18 protein-coding genes are annotated in these 17,126 nt (G+C 68.6%); 12 read left to right on the forward strand and 6 right to left on the reverse strand.

Annotated features, from left to right (window positions below; all coding sequences use genetic code 11):
* Positions 1–76: 76 nt before the first annotated feature.
* Positions 77–1,138: a PQQ-dependent sugar dehydrogenase gene (locus AC04ME_RS08160; RefSeq protein WP_475434784.1), complete on the forward strand. Its 1,062-nt coding sequence runs from the start codon at positions 77–79 to the stop codon at positions 1,136–1,138.
* Positions 1,139–1,158: 20 nt separating this feature from the next.
* Here AC04ME_RS08160 and AC04ME_RS08165 read toward each other — a convergent pair whose 3' ends face one another.
* Positions 1,159–2,139, reverse strand: coding sequence for an oxidoreductase (locus AC04ME_RS08165; RefSeq protein ID WP_475434484.1), 981 nt, complete (start codon positions 2,137–2,139; stop codon positions 1,159–1,161).
* A gap of 49 nt (positions 2,140–2,188) precedes the next feature.
* Here AC04ME_RS08165 and AC04ME_RS08170 point away from each other — a divergent pair, with 49 nt between their 5' ends.
* Positions 2,189–2,590: a MerR family transcriptional regulator gene (locus AC04ME_RS08170; protein WP_042538666.1), complete on the forward strand. Its 402-nt coding sequence runs from the start codon at positions 2,189–2,191 to the stop codon at positions 2,588–2,590.
* Position 2,591: 1 nt separating this feature from the next.
* On the opposite strand, the gene AC04ME_RS08175 is transcribed toward AC04ME_RS08170, so the two are convergent.
* Both AC04ME_RS08175 and AC04ME_RS08180 read right to left on the reverse strand, forming a co-directional pair.
* Positions 2,592–3,245 (reverse strand): DsbA family protein, encoded by a 654-nt coding sequence (locus AC04ME_RS08175; protein WP_042538668.1) that lies wholly within the window; start codon positions 3,243–3,245, stop codon positions 2,592–2,594.
* An 87-nt stretch (positions 3,246–3,332) separates the two neighbouring features.
* Positions 3,333–3,749: a hypothetical protein gene (locus AC04ME_RS08180; RefSeq protein WP_475434487.1), complete on the reverse strand. Its 417-nt coding sequence runs from the start codon at positions 3,747–3,749 to the stop codon at positions 3,333–3,335.
* An 89-nt stretch (positions 3,750–3,838) separates the two neighbouring features.
* Between AC04ME_RS08180 and AC04ME_RS08185 the strand changes: the two genes are divergently transcribed.
* The 3 genes from AC04ME_RS08185 to AC04ME_RS08195 are packed head-to-tail and all read left to right on the forward strand — an operon-like array spanning position 3,839 to position 6,754.
* The gene (locus tag AC04ME_RS08185; protein WP_042538672.1) at positions 3,839–4,207 is read left to right on the forward strand and encodes a PLD nuclease N-terminal domain-containing protein; all 369 of its coding nucleotides are present in this window, start codon (positions 3,839–3,841) and stop codon (positions 4,205–4,207) included.
* Positions 4,204–5,868: a 2-succinyl-5-enolpyruvyl-6-hydroxy-3-cyclohexene-1-carboxylic-acid synthase gene (gene menD / locus AC04ME_RS08190; RefSeq protein ID WP_475434489.1), complete on the forward strand. Its 1,665-nt coding sequence runs from the start codon at positions 4,204–4,206 to the stop codon at positions 5,866–5,868. The genes AC04ME_RS08185 and menD overlap by 4 nt, the downstream gene beginning before the upstream one ends.
* Positions 5,869–5,911: 43 nt before the next feature.
* A complete protein-coding gene (locus AC04ME_RS08195) occupies positions 5,912–6,754 on the forward strand; it encodes a polyphosphate kinase 2 family protein (RefSeq protein ID WP_475434491.1) in 843 nt (280 codons plus the stop codon).
* A 21-nt stretch (positions 6,755–6,775) separates the two neighbouring features.
* On the opposite strand, the gene AC04ME_RS08200 is transcribed toward AC04ME_RS08195, so the two are convergent.
* On the reverse strand, positions 6,776–8,035 hold the full coding sequence (locus tag AC04ME_RS08200; RefSeq protein ID WP_475434493.1) for an isochorismate synthase: 1,260 nt from the start codon (positions 8,033–8,035) through the stop codon (positions 6,776–6,778).
* 62 nt (positions 8,036–8,097) lie between these two features.
* On the opposite strand from AC04ME_RS08200, the gene AC04ME_RS08205 reads away from it, so the two are divergent.
* The 6 genes from AC04ME_RS08205 to AC04ME_RS08230 all read left to right on the forward strand — a co-directional run bounded on the left by AC04ME_RS08205 (position 8,098) and on the right by AC04ME_RS08230 (position 14,079).
* Positions 8,098–8,661 (forward strand): DUF402 domain-containing protein, encoded by a 564-nt coding sequence (locus AC04ME_RS08205; RefSeq protein WP_042538680.1) that lies wholly within the window; start codon positions 8,098–8,100, stop codon positions 8,659–8,661.
* Complete coding sequence (locus AC04ME_RS08210) at positions 8,658–9,377, forward strand: class I SAM-dependent methyltransferase (RefSeq protein WP_475434496.1); 720 nt, start codon at positions 8,658–8,660, stop codon at positions 9,375–9,377. Before AC04ME_RS08205 ends, AC04ME_RS08210 begins: the two co-directional genes overlap by 4 nt.
* A gap of 45 nt (positions 9,378–9,422) precedes the next feature.
* The gene (locus tag AC04ME_RS08215; protein WP_042538684.1) at positions 9,423–10,484 is read left to right on the forward strand and encodes a polyprenyl synthetase family protein; all 1,062 of its coding nucleotides are present in this window, start codon (positions 9,423–9,425) and stop codon (positions 10,482–10,484) included.
* Positions 10,485–10,542: 58 nt separating this feature from the next.
* Positions 10,543–11,937, forward strand: coding sequence for an FAD-dependent oxidoreductase (locus tag AC04ME_RS08220; RefSeq protein ID WP_367823744.1), 1,395 nt, complete (start codon positions 10,543–10,545; stop codon positions 11,935–11,937).
* A 62-nt stretch (positions 11,938–11,999) separates the two neighbouring features.
* Complete coding sequence (locus AC04ME_RS08225) at positions 12,000–13,043, forward strand: hypothetical protein (RefSeq protein WP_475434498.1); 1,044 nt, start codon at positions 12,000–12,002, stop codon at positions 13,041–13,043.
* Between the two features lie 28 nt (positions 13,044–13,071).
* Positions 13,072–14,079 (forward strand): alpha/beta hydrolase, encoded by a 1,008-nt coding sequence (locus AC04ME_RS08230; protein ID WP_475434500.1) that lies wholly within the window; start codon positions 13,072–13,074, stop codon positions 14,077–14,079.
* Positions 14,080–14,098: 19 nt separating this feature from the next.
* Here the strand turns inward: AC04ME_RS08230 and AC04ME_RS08235 are convergent, their stop codons facing one another.
* Together AC04ME_RS08235 and AC04ME_RS08240 are read right to left on the reverse strand one after the other, a co-directional pair.
* A complete protein-coding gene (locus AC04ME_RS08235; protein WP_228385561.1) occupies positions 14,099–14,734 on the reverse strand; it encodes a GntR family transcriptional regulator in 636 nt (211 codons plus the stop codon).
* Between the two features lie 439 nt (positions 14,735–15,173).
* Entirely contained in the window at positions 15,174–15,662 is a 489-nt protein-coding gene (locus tag AC04ME_RS08240; protein WP_042538692.1) for a YajQ family cyclic di-GMP-binding protein, read from the reverse strand.
* A gap of 187 nt (positions 15,663–15,849) precedes the next feature.
* Here AC04ME_RS08240 and AC04ME_RS08245 point away from each other — a divergent pair, with 187 nt between their 5' ends.
* A complete protein-coding gene (locus tag AC04ME_RS08245; protein ID WP_475434502.1) occupies positions 15,850–17,064 on the forward strand; it encodes a sugar ABC transporter substrate-binding protein in 1,215 nt (404 codons plus the stop codon).
* Positions 17,065–17,126 lie beyond the last annotated feature (62 nt).

A 17,126-nucleotide genomic window follows, 5' to 3' on the forward strand; every position in this document is an offset into this window, starting at 1 on the left:
CCACGCGACGACGCCTGGATCGTCCCTGTCGCTCCGCGCGAAGAACGCGTTGGATGGACTCATGCCTGCGAATCGGATGCCGTGCCCCTCAGCGACCCGACCGCGCACCGCTGCCGCGCTCGCCGCCGCATCCGTCAGCGCAGTTCTCGTGCTGGCGTCCTGCGCCCCCGCACCGAGCCCGGTGTCCGCGCCGGCATCCGAGTCGTTCGTCGACGAGCTGGAAGCACCCTGGTCGATCGCCTTCCACGGCGACGCCGCTCTGGTCAGCGAGCGCGACAGCGCCCGCGTGCTCGAGATCGGCGAGACCGGCGAGGTGCACGAGGTCGCTGTCATCGACGGCGTGGAACCCGGTGGCGAGGGCGGACTGCTCGGGCTCGCCGTGAGCGATGGCGAGCTCTTCACGTACTTCACGGCGCAGGGCGAGAACCGTGTCGAGCGGCGGACGATCCTCGGGGACGCGGGAGGACTGTCGCTGGGGCCCGCGACCGTGGTGATCGACGGCATCCCCGCAGCCGGCAACCACAACGGCGGGCGCATCGCGTTCGGGCCCGACGGGATGCTGTACGTCACGACGGGCGACGCGGGCGATCGTGACAGCGCTCAGGACCTCGACGCGCTGTCGGGCAAGATCCTGCGGCTCACACCCGAGGGAGAGGTTCCCGCAGACAACCCCTTCGACGACTCACCCGTCTACAGCTACGGGCACCGCAATCCGCAGGGCATCGCCTGGGATGCGGAAGGCGGCATGTACGCGAGCGAGTTCGGGCAGGACACCTGGGATGAACTCAACGTCATCGAGCCCGGCGGCAACTACGGCTGGCCCGAGGTCGAGGGAATCGCCGACGACGGCGACTACATCGACCCCGTGCAGCAGTGGCGGCCGGAGACTGCGAGCCCGAGCGGCATCGCCGTGACGGGCTCGAGCATCGTGATCGCGAACCTCCGGGGCGAGCGCCTGCGCACGGTGCCGCTCGATGATCTGACGGCCGGCACCGAACAGTTCGTCGGCGAGTTCGGCCGCCTGCGCGATGTCGTGGTCGGGCCGGGAGGAGACGCCTGGATCCTCACGAACAACACCGACGGACGCGGTGATCCGTCAGACGGAGACGACCGCATCCTCCGGCTCTCTCTCGACTGATCGGGCCGCGGCGGTCAGACTCAGGCGAAGGCGTCGACGCCTGTCGCGGAGACCGACAGCGCCCAGAGTCGCTCGGCGGCCTCAGGGTCGATCGCCCACTCCTTCACCCCGCCGGTGGTCATGTCGCTGTGGTCGGGCGCGACGATCCCCTTGATCGAGCAGTCCTCGCAATACGCACCGCTGCGCTCGACCAGCTCCGTGGCGGTCGCTGCCCAGAGCCCTGTCGACGCACCTTCAGCCGGTGTCTTGAAACGCGGGTTCGGGGTGCCGTCCTCATCGATCCAGCCGCGAGAGAGCAGCTCCTCACGGGGAACGTGCCGCTGCAGCTCGGTCATGATCCCGCCGGGATGCACCGAGAAGGCGAGGATGCCGCGCTCGGCGCCGCGTCGCGCAAGGCCCACCGCGAACAGAGCGTTCGCCGTCTTCGACTGCCCATATGCGACCCAGGGGTCGTAGGGCGTCGCCGCGAAGTCGATGTCGTCGAACCGCACGGGGGAGCGGAAGTGCCCTCCGGATGAGTACGAGATTACGCGGGCGTGGTCCGACAGCAGGTCCGCCACCCCGCCCACCAGGGCGAAGTGACCCAGGTGGTTGGTGCCGAACTGCGACTCGAAGCCCTGCGCCGTGTGACCGAACGGGGTGGCCATGATGCCGGCGACGTTCAGCACGAGGTCGATCGGCTGACCGTCGCGGCGCACCGATTCCGTGAACGCCGCGACGGAGTCGAGGTCGCTGAGATCGGCGCCCCGTACCGCCGCCTCCGCGATCCCGTCGAGTGCCTGCTGCGCCGCATCCACACGCCGTGCCGGAACGACCGCGCGCACTCCGGCATCCGCCAGCGCGCGCACCGTCTCGAGTCCCAGTCCGGAATAGCCGCCGGTGACGATCGCGGTCTTGCCGGCGAGGTCTGTGCCCGCGATCACCTCGGCCGCGGTGGAGCGGTAGCCGAACTCCGACGAGAGCGGCTGCTGGCGGGCGATCATGTCGAGAGGAGCTGTCATGATCCGACCGTACGATCTAGAGTGCACTCGAAGTCAAGGAGGAGTCCTCATGGTTGATGTGGTCGACACGACGCGCACGTTCAGCATCGGCGAGCTCGCGCGCCTGGCCGGCGTGAGCGTGCACACCCTGCGCTGGTACGAGGCCGAGGGGCTGTTCCCTCGTGATGTGCCCCGCACCTCCGGCGGGCGGCGCGTGTACGCCCACGATTCGCTCGCATGGCTCGCCCTGCTGGGGCGGCTCCGCGAGTCCGGGGCGCCGATCGCGCTGCTGCGCGAATACGCCGCCCTCGTGCGAGCGGGCAGCGGCAATGAGGCCGAGCGACTCGCCCTGCTGCGTGCACACGAACGCTCACTCGATGCGCAGATCGAGTCGCTGATCGCCTGTCGACAGGTGATCCACGACAAGGCCGCGGGCTATCAGGAGGCGCTCGTCGCCCGCGGCCTTCTCTGACTCACCCGTTCACAGCCTCCTCGATCGCCGCCTCGAGGTCATCCCACGCCTCCAGCACGACGGGTTCGCCGTCGATGAAGAAGCTGGGGGTGCTGCGCACTCCGAGCCGCTCGCCGTCGCTCTTGTCGGCCTGCACGCGTTCGAGCGTCGCCGGGTCGGCGACCGCCGCGTCGTAGGCGGCCATGTCGAGTCCGAGGTCGACGGCGAGCGCCCGGAACACCTCCGGAGTCTCCTCCGACTGCTCGCCCCACTGGGCCTGCGTCTCGAACAGCCGGTGGTACATGTCCTCGAAGCGGTCCTGCTCTGCCGCGGCCTCGGCGGCGAGAGCGGCCTGCGTCGAGTTGATGTGCCCCGGCAGCGGGAAGTACCGCACGACGTAGGTGATCTCGCCGTCATACTGCTCACGCAGGTCTTCGACGATCGGGTAGAACGCGGCGCACGCCTCGCACTCGAAGTCGAGGAACTCGACGACCGTGACGGCTCCGGCCCCTCCGTCGTCGAGCACGTGCGAGTCGGTGCGGACGGTCTGCAGCTTCTCACCCTCGGGCGGAGCCGGATCAGCGGCCTGCTGCGACATGGCATAGACGATGCCGACGATCGCGAGGACGATCGCGACGGCGATGGCGATCAGGGTCGCCTTGACAGGGGTCTTCATGGGGTTCTCCAACGGTTCGGATCAGGCAGGGTGATGAGGCCGCGACGAGAGTGCGGCCGGGGGTCGCCGACGAACGGCGTGCCTGATTCAGGTGCGGGAGAGCGACAGCTGCGTGAGGGTGAGCGCGGGGATGCACCGCTGCGGGCCCGCGCGAGGCGGAGCAGACGCACGCGCCGGGATGCCGGTGCGGATGAGACCGCCGCGTCTGCCGAACCGGAGAAGGAGCAGCACGAGCACGAAGCAGCACAGCGCGGCGACGACGACGATCCCGGCATCGGACGGGGCCGCATCCATCGCGGTGCCGCCACCGTCATGGTGGCCCGAGAGCGACGCGGCGCTCGCACCCGGCGCGAGGCACAGCGTCGCGTGCGCATCTGCTTTGCCATGCGACGTAGACCACGCGCCGATCACGAGCAGCAGGGCGAGGCCGAGCGCGAGAGCGACCCGGAGGATCAGCATCCGCTCGACGCCCTGGTGTCGCAGTCGCGTCGACGGGGCATGCATGGTGCGCGCAGTCTAACAATCGGGCATCGGCGACCGCTCGACGGCACCCCCACAGGTCCACGTCTCGCAGACCCGCCTACACTGGAGGGGTGGCGAGACTGTTGATCGTGGGCGGCTTCCTGGCCGCCATCTTCTGGGTGTTCAGCATCGTCGACTGCGCAGTGCAGCCGCCGACGCGTCACCGGGGCGTGCCCAAGGCCGCGTGGATCGCGATCGTCGTCTTCATCCCGGTCATCGGCGGGATCCTCTGGTTCACGCTCGGCCGCCGCCGCGCCAACGACAACGGCGGGGCGATCCGCATCATCGCCCCCGACGACGACCCCCAGTTCCTCCGCAGCATCAGCAAGAGCGAACAGGATGCCCGCATCCGCCGCCTCGAAGAGGAGCTCGCGAAGCTCGAGGACGAGACCGACGACGGCACCGCACCGGACGGCACGGCGCCGGACACGCGTCCGTGACAGCATCGCCGGCGACGGATGCCGCGGCATCCCTGATCGCCGACCTCATCGCCCACGGCGTCCGCGATCTCGTGCTCTCGCCGGGTTCTCGATCTCAGTCGCTCGCGCTCGCCGCAGTGCACGCCGCGAACCAGGGGCACCTGCGCCTGCATGTGCGGATCGATGAGCGCGTCGCAGGGTTCACGGCACTGGGTCTCTCGCGTGAGACCGGAGTTCCCGCCGCAGTGCTCTGCACCTCGGGAACCGCCGCCGCGAATCTCCTCCCGGCGGCGATGGAGGCCTTCCACTCAGGAGTGCCGCTGCTGCTGCTGACGGCCGACCGCCCGCCCGAGCTCCGCGGAGTCGGAGCCAACCAGGCGACGATCCAACCGGGCATGTTCGCCTCCTGGGTGCGCGAGCAGATCGACGCACCTGTTCCCGGTGACGGCGACTGGTCAGGTCTGGCGGTGCGAGCCGTCGCGGCCGCGATGGGGGCCGATGCCGAGCACGGCCTCCCCGGAGTCTCAGGCCCCGTGCACCTGAATCTGCCGTCGCGTGAGCCGCTGTCTGGCGACGTTCCCGCTGTCGACATCGCACCGGGCGAGGCTCCGAGGCCGGTCGCCGCAGAGTCGCTCGTGCTCGAGCGCGGGCCGCGTACGGTCGTGATCGCGGGGGCCGATGCCGGGCCGGATGCCGAAGAGGTCGCACACGCCGGATCCTGGCCGTTGATCGCCGAGATCGTCAGCGGTGCCCGCTTCGGACGCCAGGTCGTGCACGGTTATCGAGCGCTGCTGAGCGACGACGAGTTGGGCGGCCGCATCGAGCGCGCCGTGGTGCTCGGGCATCCGACTCTCAGCCGCGAGGTGGCCCGTCTGCTGTCGCGTGCCGACGTCGAGGTGATCGCCGTCCGTCGCGGCGGGGAGGCTCTCGACCTCAACGGGCGCACGACGCCTGCGGCGTCCGTCGCGGTCGCCGCCGGCCCCGCCGATCGCGAGTGGCTCGGAGCCTGGCTCACGGCATCCGCCGCTCGCGCCGTCGACCTCAGCGAACGCGCCCCCGACCAGGACGGTCTCACCTCCACCGATCCGTCCGCTCGACGTGATGCCGTGAGGGCCGAGCTGGCTGCCGTGCGCCGCCCGCTCGATCGCGAACTCCTCGCCGACGCCGTCTGGCGGGCGACCTGGCCGCACGACCGGCTCGTCTTCGGCTCGTCGCGCCTCGTCAGGGTGGCCGACTCGGTGCTCGGCGGCAAGAAGGTCCCGGTGCACGCCAACCGCGGACTCGCCGGGATCGACGGCACGATCGCGACTGCCACAGGCATCGCTCTCGCGAGTCAGGCCGGGGGAGCCCCGGGGGTCACCCGCGTGCTGCTCGGCGACCTCGCCTTCCTGCACGACGTCGGAGCGCTGCTGCTGCCACCCGATGAGCACGAACCGCGCATTCAGGTCATCGTGGGCAACGACGGCGGCGGCACGATCTTCGACGGCCTGGAGGTCGCGGGCACAGCGGCTCGCGCCGACCTCGACAGAGCGTTCTACACCCCGCACACGGTGCGTCTCGAGCAGCTGGCCCTCGCTTACGGGTGGGAGTATCAGCGCGTCACGACCCGCACGGCGCTCGATCAGGCTCTCACCGCTCCGGCCGGTGGTCGTCAGCTGATCGAGGTGCCGCTCACGCGCTGATCCGGTTCGGCGTGGCGTGCATCCGCAGTGGCAGGATGAACGCATGACAGCGCACGAGTGGGCCAAGACCCTCCAGGTCGGCGACGGATTCCGTCTCTCCGACGTCGATCCGCAGAGCACTCCGGGATACAGCGGCGCGAAGGCCGACGGCAAGCGCGATCTCGCGTCCGGTCTCGACGAGCTCAATCAGCTGCAGGAGCGGCTGTTCGCCGAGAGTCGCGTCGGAGTCGCGAAGGACTCGGTGCTGCTGATCCTGCAGGCGATGGACTCGGCGGGCAAGGGAGGCATCGTGCGGCACGTCGTCGGCGGCGTCGACCCGCAGGGTGTCGCGCTCACGGCGTTCAAGGCGCCGACGGAGGAGGAGCTCGCGCACGACTTCCTGTGGCGTGTCGCCAAGCGGCTGCCGGAGCCGGGGTTCATCGGCGTCTTCGACCGCTCGCACTATGAGGACGTGCTCATCGGCCGGGTGCGGTCGCTGGCCCCGTCCGACGAGATCGAACGGCGGTACGACGCGATCAACGAGTTCGAGGCCGAGGTCGCGGCCTCCGGCACCCGCATCATCAAGGTCATGCTGCACATCTCTCGCGACGAGCAGAAGGAGAGGCTGATGGAGCGGCTCGAGCGGGCCGACAAGCACTGGAAGTACAACCCGGGCGATGTCGACGAGCGACTGCTCTGGGACGACTACATGGCGGCCTACCAGAAGGCGTTCGAGCGCACCTCGACCGCTGCGGCACCCTGGCATGTGATCCCGGCCGACCACAAGTGGTTCGCCCGCCTCGCCGTGCAGGAGCTGCTGCTCGACGCACTGCAGCAGATCGATCCGCAGTGGCCGGCGGCCGACTTCGACGTCGAGGCCGAGAAGAAGCGTCTCGCCGCGAGCTGACCGGGTGGCGACCGGCGTCGCTCAGGCGAGGGCGTCGACCAGCGGACGGAACTTGACTCGGGTCTCGAGCAGCTCCGACTCGGGGTCCGAGCCGGCGACGATTCCCGCGCCCGCATAGGCGGTGACGGCGATGTCGGTCTCGGCGGGAGTGAACTGCGCGCAGCGCAGCGCGATGGCCCATTCACCGTTGCCGGCTCCGTCGACCCACCCGACCGGGCCGGCATAGCGACCGCGGTCGAACGGTTCGAGCTCGCGGATCGCCGCGATCGCAGCGGATGTGGGGGTTCCTGCCACAGCGGCCGTCGGATGCAGGGCGCCGACCAGATCGAGCGACGAGCCGCCGTCGGCCAGCTCGCCTTCGACATCGGTCGCCAGGTGGAAGAGGTTCGGCAGCTTGAGCAGGAAGGGCTGCTCGCTCGCGGCCAGCGCGCGCGTGTGCGGGCGCAGCGAGGCGAGCACGCTCTGCACCGCATACTCGTGCTCGTCGAGATCCTTGGTGCTCGAGGCCAGGTGAGCGGATGCCGTGGTGTCGGCGTCCGCATCGGCCCCTCGGCCGATGGTTCCGGCCAGCACACGGGCGGTGACGGTGCGCTGCTGCACGGTGACGAGCGTCTCGGGGCTCGCGCCGATCAGCCCGTCGACCGCGAAGGCCCAGGTGTCGGGGTATCCGGTCGACAGCGCGCGGACGAGGCGGCGCAGGTCGGATCCGGCGGGGATGCTGCCGGTGAGGTCGCGAGCGAGCACGACCTTGCTGAGGGCGCCACCGGCGATGCGGTCGAGCGCCTGGCGGACGGAGTCCTGATAGCCCTGCGGGCTCTGCGCCCCCGGCCCGACCGTGCCGGCCCAATGGGGGCCGTAGCCGATCGTCGACGCATCGGGCTGCGGTTCGGCCGCGGAGTGCGACGTCGAGCGGATGCGGGTGAGCCACGTGCGCCCATGGTGCCGGCCGATCACGAGCGCAGGCACGACGAGAACGCTGTCGGCGGCGGAGTCCTCGTCGAACGTCAGCGCACCGAACGCGACGAGCCCCGAGCCGGGAAGCCGGAGGTCGTCGTCGATCTCGGCATCCTCCGCCAGGTCTCGCCAGGCGGCAGCGATGGCGGCCGAGCGCATGGACGCAGCGCCTGCGGGAATGCGGACCGTCTCGACCACGCCGTCTCCCACGGCGACGATGCCGTCACCGCGGCGCAGCCAGGCGAGGGGCCGCGACGGGTCGGCGTAGGCCAGGAGATCCTCGACCGGATCGATCTCTCGGGTCTCCACGACCAGCCTGCTGCTCACCCCTCCAGCCTAGTTCGTCGCTCGTCGACCGGGATGTGAGTGACCCCGCCTACGCTGAGTGCATGAGCGACGCCCGCCCCGAACCCGGCACCGAGATGATCTTCCAGTGGCGCAAATGGGACGGCTCGCCGCACTGGCGGCACGAGTGCGTGTATCTCGGTGCAGACGAGTGGGGCGACTGGATCGGCCAGCCGGCCGGCTGGCCCAGCGCTCGACCGGGTGCGGCCTACATCGCAGAGACCCCCAACGTGACGCTGGTGCCGCGACAGCCCGACTTCGCCCTGACCGTGAATCGCGATCATCCGAAGGGCATGCGCGTCTACATCGACATCGGATGGGATGTGCGCTGGTCGGACGACCCGCTGCTCGCGGTCGGCATCGACATGGACCTCGACGTCGTGCGGGTCGATGGGCCGCGGGGCATCTGGGTCGACGACCGCGACGAGTGGGCCGAGCACATCGTGCAGTACGGATATCCCGCCGAGATCATCACCCGGCTCGAGGCACTCGCGCTCGACCTCGAGCAGCGCGTGCGCGATCAGACCGCTCCGTTCGACGATGCGACTCCGGATCTCTGGCTCGATCGCCTCGATGCCCTGCACCTCGCGCCTAGACTGGGCACGTGACCTCGAACGAAGCAAACCGCGCCGATCTCGGCAAGGACCCGGCCCGCGTCAGCGGCATGTTCGACCAGGTCGCCGCGGGCTACGACCGCACGAACACGGCGATGACGGTCGGCAACGACGCCCTCTGGCGCGCAGCCACGACCAGGGCCGTCGCCCCGAAGCCGGGGGAGAAGATCCTCGACCTCGGTGCGGGCACCGCATCGTCGTCGGCATCCCTCGCCCGCAGCGGAGCGCAGGTCGTCGCCGCCGACTTCTCGCCCGGCATGCTCGCCGAGGGCAAGCGGCGCCACGGCAGCATCCGCAATCTCTCTTTCGTGCAGGCGGATGCCACCGATCTGCCCTTCGAGGACGGCGAGTTCGACGCCGTCACCATGTCGTACGCCCTCCGCAACGTCAACGATCCGAAGAAGGCGCTCCGCGAACTGCTGCGGGTGACGAAGCCGGGCGGTCGCCTCGTGATCAACGAGTTCTCGACCCCGCCCGGCACCCTGTTCCGTACCGGGTACCGCTTCTACAACTCGCAGGTGCTACCTCGGGTGGCCCGTATCGCCGGCACGAACGGCGACGCGTACGACTACCTGAACGAGTCGATCCGCGACTGGCCGGATCAGAAGAAGCTCGCTGCGTGGATTCGCGAGGCCGGGTGGACCGAGGTCGAGTACCGCAACCTCTCGTTCGGGATCGTCGCGCTGCACCGGGCGTTCAAGGCCGCGTGAGTACCACGCGCGAACCCGCACGGCTGACGACGGTAGGCTGAGACCGTGACTTCGAGCCGCGTAGCCCCGGGTTCGCGACTGGCGAGCCGTCTCGGTTTCAGCGACCGTGTCTTCATCGGCACTGCAGGTCGACGCATCGCTCAGGCGATCGAAGACGGTCTCGAGCGTGTCGAGACCGGTCTGGCCGACGATGTGCGCGTCGCCGACCCGCTGGCCGACGCCGCGAGCCGCTACCTCTACGAGGCGGGGGGCAAGCGCATCCGCCCCGTGCTGACCCTGCTGGCGGCCCAGCTGGGCGACGGCAACACCGAGCAGGTGATCGACGTCGCGAAGGCGCTGGAGATCACGCACCTCGGATCGCTGTACCACGACGATGTCATGGACGGCGCCGACCGCCGTCGTGGCGTCCCCGCCGCGCACGCGGTGTGGGGAAACAACATCGCGATCCTCACCGGCGACATCCTCTTCTCCCGCGCGAGCCAGCTGATGTCGCGTCTGGGCGAGCGCGCCATCCGCCTGCAGGCCGACACCTTCGAGCGTCTGGTCCTCGGCCAGATGCACGAGACTCTCGGTGCGCAGCCCGGAGACGACCCCATCGAGTTCTACCTCCAGGTGCTCGCCGACAAGACCGGTTCCCTGATCGCCGCGGCGACGCAGGGCGGCGTGATCTTCTCGAACGCACCCTCGGAATACGAAGAGCCGCTGCGGGTGTACGGCGAGAAGATCGGCGTCGCCTTCCAGCTGCTCGACGACGTGATCGACCTGTCGGCCAAGCCCGAGGACACGGGCAAGGTGCCGGGAACCGACCTGCGCGCCGGCGTTCCGACGATGCCGTACCTGCTGCTGAAGGCCGAGACCGACGACGCGTCGATCGACCTCGCCGCCCGCATCGACGACGGGGTCACCCGCATCGCCGAGGGCGAGGACCCCGGGATCCTCGACGGCCCGCTCACCGAGCTCCGAGACCACGTCGGCACTCAGAAGACCCTCGCGCTCGCGCATTCCTGGACCCGGGATGCGATCGATGCGCTCACCGCGCTTCCGCGCGGCACCGTGCGCGATGCGCTCACCCGTTTCGCAGAGACCCTCGTCGAACGCTCCAGCTGACCGCGTCGCGGCCATCGGCCGCGTGCGTCGGGCGTGACGGCATACGAAAGGACCCCTTATGACCAAGCTCAGACTGGCCATCGTCGGAGCGGGCCCCGCCGGCATCTATGCCGCCGACATCCTGCTGAAGGCCGAGCGAAAGTTCGACGTCTCCATCGATCTCTTCGAGCAGCTTCCGGCACCCTACGGCCTGGTCCGCTACGGAGTGGCCCCCGACCACCCCCGCATCAAGGGCATCATCAACGCGCTCCGCGATGTGCTCGACCGCGGCGACATCCGTCTGTTCGGCAACGTGCGCTTCGGTGAGGACATCACGCTCGATGATCTGAAGAACCACTACAACGCGGTGATCTTCGCCACGGGAGCGATCCGAGACACCGCCCTCGACATCCCCGGCATCGATGCGGTCGGCGCCTACGGGGCAGCCGACTACGTGAGCTGGTTCGACGGACACCCCGACGTGCCGCGCGAATGGCCGCTGGATGCCGCTTCGGTCGGCGTGCTGGGCAACGGCAACGTCGCTCTCGACGTCGCCCGCATGCTGGCGAAGCACGCGGAAGACCTGCTGGTGACCGAGGTCCCCGAGAACGTCTACGAGGGGCTGAAGGCGAGCGCGGTCACCGACGTGCACGTGTTCGGTCGCCGTGGCCCCGCGCAGGTCAAGTTCACCCCGCTCGAGCTGCGCGAGCTCGGCGAGCTGCGCGACGTCGACATGGTCGTGTACGACGAGGACTTCGACTACGACGAGGCGTCGAAGGACGCCGTGGCCAGCAACAAGCAGGTCATGGTCATCGACCGCATCCTGCAGTCGTGGCGCAAGCGGCCGTCGGTCAATGACACCAGAGGCGATGCGAACAACGCAGGGGGAACGGCATCCCGTCGCCTGCACCTGCACTTCTGGGCCCGCCCGGTCGAGGTCCGCAAGGACGAAGCCGGCCGCGTGGCGGCCCTCGTCTACGAGCGCACGAAGCCCGACGGACAGGGCGGCGCAGTGGGCACGGGTGAGATGCGCGAAGTGCCGCTGCAGGCGCTCTACCGCGCGATCGGATACTTCGGCTCACCGCTCCCCGGCGTGCCCTTCGACAAGAAGCACGGCGTGATCCCCAACCGCGAGGGCCAGGTGCTCGCCAAGGACTCGAACCAGCAGATGACCGGCATCTACGCCACCGGCTGGATCAAGCGCGGACCGGTCGGGCTCATCGGCCACACGAAGTCGGATGCCATGGAGACCGTGCGGCACATCATCAACGACCAGGGGTCGTGGTGGCACCCGGAGGACCCTTCAGAAGAGGCGATCCCCGCGCTGCTGCAGGAACGCGGCGTCAAGTGGACCGACCTCGAGGGCTGGCATCGACTCGACGAGCACGAGGTCGCCCTCGGCGCGCCGCAGGAGCGTGCCCGCGTCAAGGTCGTGCCGCGTGACGAGATGGTGCGCGTCTCTCGCGGAGAGTGACCGACACCGGATCGTTGTCGGCACCTCGCGTGTCGGAGAGTCGGCATCCTTAGGCTGAGTGCATGCGACTGCGCTCTCTGATCGTCTTCGGCACTGCTGCCCTGCTGCTCGTCTCTGGGTGCACCGCCGGGCCGACAGCTGAGCCGAAGCCCTCGGCTTCGCCGTCTGAGTCGTTGTCTCAGACGCCGACACCGACACCGGCGCCGATCGTCGAGCCGGAGACGGCGTTCGACGTGACGTGCGACGACGTCGCCGCGACGATGGAGGAGCTCCTGGGCGAGCCGTCGACACCTGTCGAGCCGGTGCTCTCAACAGTGTCGGCGATGAGCTGGCTTCCCGGTCCGGCGCAGCACATGTTCCAGCGGGCCGGCGGAATCGCCTGCTCGGCAGGCGACGCGGAGCGCAACTGGGAGGTCACGATCGTCCCGGATGCGCAGGCGGTGATCGCCGGCGCGACCGAGCGTCAGGGTTTCTGGGGCGAAGCGGCGAGCTGTGAGAACGGACGCTGCGGGTTCGAGCTGCCAGACGGAGACGTGCTGCTGTCGGCCACCGTCGTCGACCCCGATCTCGGCGCGGACGACACCTCCCCGATCGAAGAGGCGCTGCGGGGGATCGCGGCGTCGGCGGCGTCGAGCACGCGCGAGGTCGAGTACGTCGACAGCGACATCGTCGGTGCTCCCTGCGAGCGCTTCGTGACGCCGGAGCAGGTGGACGCCGCATTCGGAGTCTCGGACGCGGCTCTCTTCACGGACTTCGGCGGCTGGGGGATCCCTGCTGAGGTGTACGAGGTCGTCAACGGCTCCCGCATCTGCTATTTCAAGTCGGCCGGAAGCGAGTACGAGGGATCGAGCTATCTGATGCTCACGACGCTTCCCGCAGGAGCATGGGCGTTCGAGAAGCTCGATGGCGACCCCGTCGAGGTCGAGGGCGCCGATGCCGCCAAGGCCAGTGAGGGCCAGAACGGCGAGAAGATCCTCGACGTGCGCGTCGGCCTCGACTGGATCCGCCTGATGACCTACGACAACGGATCCGGTGCCGCCGACCCGGCTCCTCTGGCAGAGAAGGTCGTGCGCAACTTCACGGTCGGACACACCGCTCCCGAGTAGCCCGCACGCCGTCGGCTAGCCTGGCGGCATGCCTGAGTGGATACCGGACGTTCTCGGCGACGAGTTCGAGCAGCTCACGCTCGAACTCGGTGAGGACGACGAGGGGCCGTTGGTCGCCACTCTCGTGCGAGCCCTGCCGCGGGAGCAGCCGTGGTGGAACCGCATGCGGGGGCATCGTCTTCCGCTCGATGGCGTCGACGTGCTCTACGTGCACGGCTGGTCGGACTACTTCTTCCAGAAGAGACTCGCTCGCTTCTGGACCGCGCGAGGTGCGCGCTTCTTCGCCCTTGACCTGCGCAAGTACGGACGCAGTCTGCGCGACGGTCAGACGCCCGGGTACATCACCGACCTCGGCGCGTACGACGAGGACATCGCTGCGGCCCTGCACGCGATGGGCCGCAGCCCCGAGACGACCGCATCCACGCGGCGCCTGGTGCTTCTCGGACATTCCACGGGCGGGCTCACGCTGAGCCTGTGGGCATCGCGGCACCCCGGGACAGCGGATGCCGTGATCCTGAACAGTCCGTGGCTCGAGTTCCAGGTCGCGTCGGCCCGCCCGCTGATCGCTCCCGTCGCAGAGCTGCAAGCGCGGTGGGCTCCCCGCGAGGTCGCCCCGCAGGTCGATCTCGGGTTCTACACCCGGGCGCAGCAGGAGGTCGCCGACCCCGAGGACCCTGTCGAGGTGAACCTCACGTGGCGACCCGCGCAGACGATGGCCGTGCACGCGGGATGGTTCCACGCGATCCTCTCCGGACACGCCAAGGTCGCGGCAGGACTGACGATCGACGCAGCCGTGTGCGTGCTGCTCTCCGCACGCTCGGCGACGCCCACACGATGGTCCGAAGACCTCACCCGAGCAGACTCGGTCTTGGTGGTCGACGACATCGCGCGGGCGGCGCTGAAGCTCGGTCCGTCTGTCACCGTCGAGCGCATCGACGGTGCCCTGCACGACGTCTTCCTCTCTCGCCATGAGGCGAGAGAGGAAGCGTATCGTCGCCTCGACCGGTGGGTCAGAGGCTGGACGGCCGCGCGCTGACAGCGATCAGACGCAGCGGTCAGACGTAGTGCATCAGTCGGGCCTGACGCTCTGCGTCATCGGCATCGCCGCGCAGCACCGCGTCGTGGAAGTCCCGATAGACCTGGAGCATGCGCTCCCGGTCGTTCTCGGGAACGCTCCAGCCGCGGAGGTTGCGGAACAGCGCCATGCTCGCATCGTTGATCAGCACCTGATGCTGTGCGTTCCGGCTGCGCGTGCTCAGAAACGAGAACACCGCCCACCTCGTGTTGGAGATGTGCACGTCGTCATCGAGCGCCGTGTACATCTGCTCGACGAGTTCGGCGAGGCTCTCGCGTTCTTCCTGGCTCATCCGCGCGACGCCCATTCGAGCCGCAATCCCCGCCTGATACCCCGCGAACTCGAGCGTCTGCTCGACGGTCTCGGGTGTGACCGCCGTGACCTCGGTGTATCTGCTCGGGTACATCGTCACGAGCCCGAGACGCTCGAGGCGCTGTAACGCCTCTCGCACCGGAGTCCGCGACACATGCAGTTCTTCGGCGACATCGACATCGCGGATGCGATACCCCGGCTCCAGCACACCGTCCACGATCTGCGCGCCGATGTGCTGAAAAACCTCCTCTGCTAAGAGCTGCTTGCTTTCTCTGACACTCGTCATCGAGCTGTTGGTGTTCATGGACTGCCCCCAGTTGCTTTCCAGATCCGGGCTCCCCATGATGTGCCCGGACGGCCACTACATCACGAAGTGGATCGCGATGCCAATAATCCACAGACGAGTTTTCGGACGAGCATGTCGGGGCTCGCGCGCGGTGCGTCGTCGCGGGATCAAGTACGGGTGATTTCTGTGGCCGACGGGTGTTTGGGACACCCGCCGGCCACAGACGATGGCGTGCACGGAGCTGTACTGCGCCCAGTCCCCACAAGGCGGGAACCGCGATCCGCGAAGCGCGGAGCCGCGGTTCGGCAGCGCGTCATGCATCGCCGCATCGTCTGTCGCATTCGGGACGCGACTGCATCCAGTCTCGGGCACATCGCCCCATATMTCGGAATGCGATCGGCGGGCATAGAGAAGGGGGACGGATGCCTCGGCATCCGTCCCCCTGAGATCTGCGAGGTCAGCGGTAGTTGATGAACTGCAGGTCGAGATCGAGGTCCGAGCCCTTGAGCAGGGAGATCACGGACTGCAGGTCGTCACGGCTCTTGGACTGCACGCGCAGCTCGTCGCCCTGGATCTGGCTCTTCACGCCCTTGGGGCCCTCGTCGCGGATGATCTTGTTGATCTTCTTCGCGTTCTCCGACGAGATGCCGTCCTTGAGGGTCGAGACGATGCGGAACTCCTTGCCGCTCGCGAACGGGTCGCCCGACTCGAGGCTCTTGAGCGAGATGCCTCGCTTGATGAGCTTGGACTGGAAGACGTCGAGAACGGCCTTCGCACGCTCTTCGGTGCCGGCGATGATCAGGATCTGCTCGCCGCTCCAGGCGATGGACGAGCCGGTGCCCTTGAAGTCGTAGCGCTGCTCGATCTCCTTGCGCGCCTGGTTCAGGGCGTTCTCGGCCTCCTGGTGATCCACTTTCGAGACGATGTCAAAGGAACTGTCAGCCATAAGCAAAGTGTATCGACACCGTCGTTTTCATGCTCGCTTGGAAGCGCTTCCATAACGCCTCAGCCAACATTCCGCGGTTACAGCTTGATATCGAAGGCTTCTTGCATTGCGATTCCTGCCGATCTCGATGCATACTGTAAGCGCTTGCAGTCCTGCAGGCCACAGCACTTCAGAGAGGCACACACCAATGAAGGTGAACAAGAGGGGCATCGTCGCCGCCGGCGTCATCGCGATCGTTTCGACTCTTACGCTTGCCGGTTGCTCGACCGCGACCGATGGCGGCGACTCGGCCGAGGCCGAGGGCGAGAGCAGCGGATCGCTGACCGTCTGGGTCGACGCGGAGCGTGTCGACGCGCTGCAGAGCGCCGCCGACTCCTACGAGGAGAAGACAGGGGTCAAGGTCGAACTCGTGGGCAAGTCCGTCGACGACATGAAGGACGACTTCATCCAGCAGGTGCCGACCGGCAAGGGCCCCGACGTCGTCATGGGAGCGCACGACTGGCTCGGCGAGCTGTCCACGAACGGTGTCGTCGCTCCGCTCGAGCTCGGCGACTCGTCGGCCGACTACCTGCCCGTCGCGCTTCAGGCTGCGACCTACGACGGCACCGTCTACATGCTTCCCTACGCGGTCGAGAACATCGCCGTGCTGCGCAACGCCGACATGGTCCCCGCCGCCGCCACGAGCTTCGACGACATGGTCTCGAAGGGCACCTTCGTGGTCGAGCAGGGCACCGAGGGCAACCCGTACCACCTGTACCCGTTCCAGACGGCATTCGGCGCCCCGGTCTTCGGCACCGACGACTCGGGGAGCTACGACTCGAGCGACCTCCAGCTCGGCAGCGACGGCGGCTTCGCCTTCGCCGACTGGCTCGCCGCTCAGGGCGCAGCGGGCACCTTGAACACCGACATCGACGGTGAGATCGCCAAGCAGCAGTTCCTCGACGGCACCGCGGCCTTCTGGCTGACCGGCCCGTGGAACGTCGGCGCCGCGACCGACGCCGGCATCAACGTCGCGATCGACCCGATCCCGAGCCCCACGGGCGAGACCGCCTCGCCGTTCGCCGGCGTCAAGGGCTTCTTCGTGAGCTCCGAGTCGAAGAACAAGGTCGCCGCGAACGACTTCCTCGTGAACTACATCGGCACCGAAGAGGTGCAGCTCGAGCTGTTCAAGGCAGGAAACGTCCTGCCCGCGCTGACGGCCGCAGCCGACTCCGCAGCATCCGACCCGATCATCGCCGGCTTCCAGGCCGTCGGTGAGGACGCGGTGCCGATGCCGGCCATCCCCGCCATGGGCTCCGTGTGGGAGTTCTGGGGCGTCGCAGAGGCTGCCATCATTAACGGCTCCGACCCGACGACGACGTGGCAGAAGCTCGTCGACGACGTGACCGCAGCAATCAAGTAACGACACCCAGCACCATCCCTGCCGGGGCGGACCTCGTCCGCCCCGGCAGCTCGACGACGGGG

It is taken from the genome of Microbacterium sp. LjRoot205 (assembly GCF_056175745.1).

Excerpts from the sequence above, each read along its gene's own strand:
- AC04ME_RS08170 (WP_042538666.1), top strand. The coding sequence starts at position 2,189 with ATGGTTGATGTGGTCGACACGACGCGCACGTTCAGCATCGGCGAGCTC.
- AC04ME_RS08225 (WP_475434498.1), top strand. The coding sequence starts at position 12,000 with ATGCGACTGCGCTCTCTGATCGTCTTCGGCACTGCTGCCCTGCTGCTC.
- AC04ME_RS08240 (WP_042538692.1), bottom strand. The coding sequence starts at position 15,662 with ATGGCTGACAGTTCCTTTGACATCGTCTCGAAAGTGGATCACCAGGAG.
- AC04ME_RS08205 (WP_042538680.1), top strand. The coding sequence starts at position 8,098 with ATGAGCGACGCCCGCCCCGAACCCGGCACCGAGATGATCTTCCAGTGG.
- AC04ME_RS08245 (WP_475434502.1), top strand. The coding sequence starts at position 15,850 with ATGAAGGTGAACAAGAGGGGCATCGTCGCCGCCGGCGTCATCGCGATC.
- AC04ME_RS08230 (WP_475434500.1), top strand. The coding sequence starts at position 13,072 with ATGCCTGAGTGGATACCGGACGTTCTCGGCGACGAGTTCGAGCAGCTC.
- AC04ME_RS08160 (WP_475434784.1), top strand. The coding sequence starts at position 77 with ATGCCGTGCCCCTCAGCGACCCGACCGCGCACCGCTGCCGCGCTCGCC.
- AC04ME_RS08165 (WP_475434484.1), bottom strand. The coding sequence starts at position 2,139 with ATGACAGCTCCTCTCGACATGATCGCCCGCCAGCAGCCGCTCTCGTCG.
- AC04ME_RS08175 (WP_042538668.1), bottom strand. The coding sequence starts at position 3,245 with ATGAAGACCCCTGTCAAGGCGACCCTGATCGCCATCGCCGTCGCGATC.
- AC04ME_RS08195 (WP_475434491.1), top strand. The coding sequence starts at position 5,912 with ATGACAGCGCACGAGTGGGCCAAGACCCTCCAGGTCGGCGACGGATTC.
- AC04ME_RS08235 (WP_228385561.1), bottom strand. The coding sequence starts at position 14,734 with ATGAACACCAACAGCTCGATGACGAGTGTCAGAGAAAGCAAGCAGCTC.
- AC04ME_RS08220 (WP_367823744.1), top strand. The coding sequence starts at position 10,543 with ATGACCAAGCTCAGACTGGCCATCGTCGGAGCGGGCCCCGCCGGCATC.
- AC04ME_RS08180 (WP_475434487.1), bottom strand. The coding sequence starts at position 3,749 with ATGCATGCCCCGTCGACGCGACTGCGACACCAGGGCGTCGAGCGGATG.